The following is a 3,309-nucleotide window of genomic DNA, read 5'->3' on the forward strand; positions in this document are numbered from 1 at the left end:
GCGCACGGGCGACCTCCTGCACATCGCGGACGACACGAGCCTGCCGCCAACCGGCACGGCCCTCAAGGAAACGCCAGGCCGCCCCAAGTTTCCTTGTCCCCCTGGGGGGGCGGGTCGGGTGCGACCCGGCCCTGGGGGCGCTGTTCGGCCGCCTGCCTATGCGCAGCACTGGGACATCGGCGTGCTCTACGGCCCGCATGGCGCGCCGGACTTCTTCACGCCTGCCGACATCGCAGCCTTCTTCGGCGCCGATTGGCAGGTGCACTACAACTCCAGCCGCACGGGGGTGCGCCTGATCGGCCCGAAGCCCGAATGGGCGCGGCCCGATGGCGGTGAAGCCGGGCTGCATCCCTCCAACCTGCACGACAACGCCTACGCCATCGGCGCGATCGACTTCACCGGCGACATGCCGGTCATCCTCGGGCCGGACGGGCCCAGCCTGGGCGGCTTCGTCTGCCCGGCCGTGGTCGTGGCGGCCGAGCGCTGGAAGCTGGGCCAGCTGCGGCCAGGCGACACGATCCGATTCCGATGCCTGAATGCCGAACAGGCTGCGGCACTTCAAGCCGCCGAGGACGCGCTGGTCGAGTCGCTGGACGCGCCATGGCCCCAGCTGCCCGATGGCACGCCAGCCGACCAGGTCACGGCCCTTCACAGCCCGGTCTTGTTGCGCGACCCGGCCGAAGGCGAGCTGCCCGAAATGGTGGTGCGCCAGGCGGGCGACCGCTACCTGCTGGTCGAATACGGCCCGCAGGTGCTGGACCTGGAACTGCGCATGCGCGTGCATGCGCTGATGATGGCACTGCAGGCCAGGCGCGATGCGGGCGAGTTGCCCGGCATCATCGACCTGACGCCCGGCATCCGCTCGCTGCAGGTGCACCACGACCCGACGCGCCTGAGCCGCAAGGCCCTGCTGCAACTGCTGCTGGCCACGGACCACGCGCTGCCGCTCAGCGGCGATTTCGAAGTGCCCTCGCGCACCGTCTGGCTGCCGCTGTCCTGGGACGATCCGGCAACGAAGCTGGCCATCGAGAAGTACATGCAGTCCGTGCGGCCGGACGCGCCCTGGTGCCCCAGCAACATCGAGTTCATCCGCCGCATCAACGGCCTGGCGGACATCGAAGCCGTCCACCGCACCGTGTTCGACGCGCGCTACCTGGTGATGGGCCTGGGTGACGTGTACCTGGGCGCGCCGGTGGCCACGCCGGTGGACCCGCGCCACCGCCTGGTCACCACCAAGTACAACCCGGCCCGCACCTGGACGCCGGAAAACGCCGTGGGCATTGGCGGCGCCTACCTCTGCGTGTATGGCATGGAAGGCCCCGGCGGCTACCAGTTCGTCGGCCGCACGGTGCAGATGTGGAACCGCTGGCGCGATGCGCGCAGCGGTGCGCTGGAATTCGAAGCCGGCAAGCCCTGGCTGCTGCGCTTCTTCGACCAGATCCGCTTCTATCCGGTCAGCGAGGCCGAGCTGCTGCAGATGCGCCGTGACTTCCCCGCCGGCCGGCTGCGGCTGCGCATCGAAGAAGGGACCTTCCGCCTGAAGGACCACCGCGCGCTGCTGGTCGAACACGCCAACGAAATCGTCGCCCACAAAACCCACCAGCAAACCGCCTTCGATGCCGAGCGAGAACGCTGGCGCGAGGCCGGCCAGGCCGAATACGTCGGCGAGCCCGAGGCCGACACGCCGAGCGACGACGGCCCACGCCCCCTCGGCACCCGCGCCGTGCACCCGCAAGTGCCCGGCAGCGTCTGGCGCGTGCTGGTCAACGAAGGCGACAGCGTGGCCGAAGGCGACACGCTGGTCATCGTCGAGTCCATGAAGATGGAGTTCGCGGTGGTGGCACCCTGCGCCGGGCAGGTGTGGCGCGTGGCTTGCCGCGAGGGCGGCGCCGTCAACGCGGGGCAGGAAGTGGTGTTGCTGGCGCCCTGACACGGACACCGAGAAAACGGAGGAAAAGGGCGGAAGAAAAACTCCGGGCGGCGGAACAAAGAGGCCGCGTGGTGGCGGCAAAGCCTCCGCTGTGAAGGGCGTTTGCGCTTCTACATTGAAGCCATCCCAACCACCCGGACAAGCCATGTTCCACCGTCTCTCTGCCGTCTCCACCGCCCTTATTGCAGCCACGCTGGCCATGCCCTGCGCATCGGCGCTGGCCACCAACGTTGACGTGCAGATCCTCAGCGCCACGGTGCGCGACCAGCATATCGAGGGCGCGTCGGTCACGCTGCAGAAGAACGGCGAGCAGTCGGCCAGCGGCAGCACCAACGCGCAGGGCCAGGTCTCGCTGCCGACCGCTTTCGCCGACGACACCAACGCGCTGCTGATCGTCAAGAAGCCCGGTTACTCCAACCTGGTCGTGAAGTGCCCATGCGCAGGCACGACCTACGCGATCAGCCCGGTGATGAACAACCTGGACGGCATGCGCATCGTGCTGAACTGGGGCGCCGAGCCGCGCGACCTGGATTCGCACGTGGTCTACCCTGGCAACCATGTCTACTTCAGCCACATGCGCGGGACGGACGCCATGCTGGACGTGGACAACACCCAAGGCTTCGGCCCCGAGACCATCACGCTCTCGCGCAAGCACGTGGGCGAACGCTACGTTTACGCGGTGCACAACTTCTCGGACCGCACCGATCCGCAGTCGGCGCGCCTGTCCATGAGCGGCGCGAAGGTCTTTGTCTACGTGGGGCAAACGCTGGTGAAGACCTACTACGTGCCACCGCAGCGGGTGGGCAACCTGTGGTCGGTGTTCGCGGTGACCGAGGCGGGTGAATTCCAGGACCTGAACACGATCAAGTACGTGCAAAGCCAGGACCGGCTGGAGCTTGCAGGCTTGCAGGAAACCGTGAGCCAAACTGCCGCAGCGGTAAGCTACAGCGCCGCCAGCCAGGCCGATGCCCGCCCGCTGAACGCGCAAGGTGAAGCTGCTTACCATGCCGGCAACCTGGACGAGGCGATCCGGCTGTACCAGGCGGCCATCGAGCTGGACGGCAACTTCGGCCAGGCCTGGAGCAACCTGGGGCTGGCCTTCCAGAAAGCCGGCCGCGTGGCCGAAGCCATGTGGGCCAATCGCAAGGCCATTGCGCTGGCCAACGGGCCCACGGCCGCCAAGGTGCGCGCCAGCTCGCACTACAACAACGGCAAGATCTACGAGGACGCCGGCCAATGGAGCGATGCGCTGCGCGAATACCGCGAGGCCAAGGCCGAGTCCCCGAACGCCAGCTACGACAAGGCCATGCTGCGCATGCAGCAGAAAGGCGCGCAATGAGCCGGCATCGCGAACTGGCAGCGGCTTGCGTGGCCTTGGC

2 protein-coding genes are annotated in these 3,309 nt (G+C 68.0%); both read left to right on the forward strand.

Going from position 1 to position 3,309, the window contains the following annotated elements; translation table 11 throughout:
• The coding region (locus FKP22_RS25090; RefSeq protein WP_141290407.1) for a carboxyltransferase domain-containing protein at positions 1–1,930 on the forward strand (1,930 nt) is incomplete at its 5' end.
• A 145-nt stretch (positions 1,931–2,075) separates the two neighbouring features.
• Positions 2,076–3,269, forward strand: coding sequence for a tetratricopeptide repeat protein (locus tag FKP22_RS25095; RefSeq protein WP_141290409.1), 1,194 nt, complete (start codon positions 2,076–2,078; stop codon positions 3,267–3,269).
• Positions 3,270–3,309: the final 40 nt, after the last annotated feature.

The organism is Ideonella azotifigens (assembly GCF_006519715.1).
In the GTDB taxonomy this organism is placed as follows: Bacteria; Pseudomonadota; Gammaproteobacteria; order Burkholderiales; family Burkholderiaceae_C; genus Ideonella; species Ideonella azotifigens.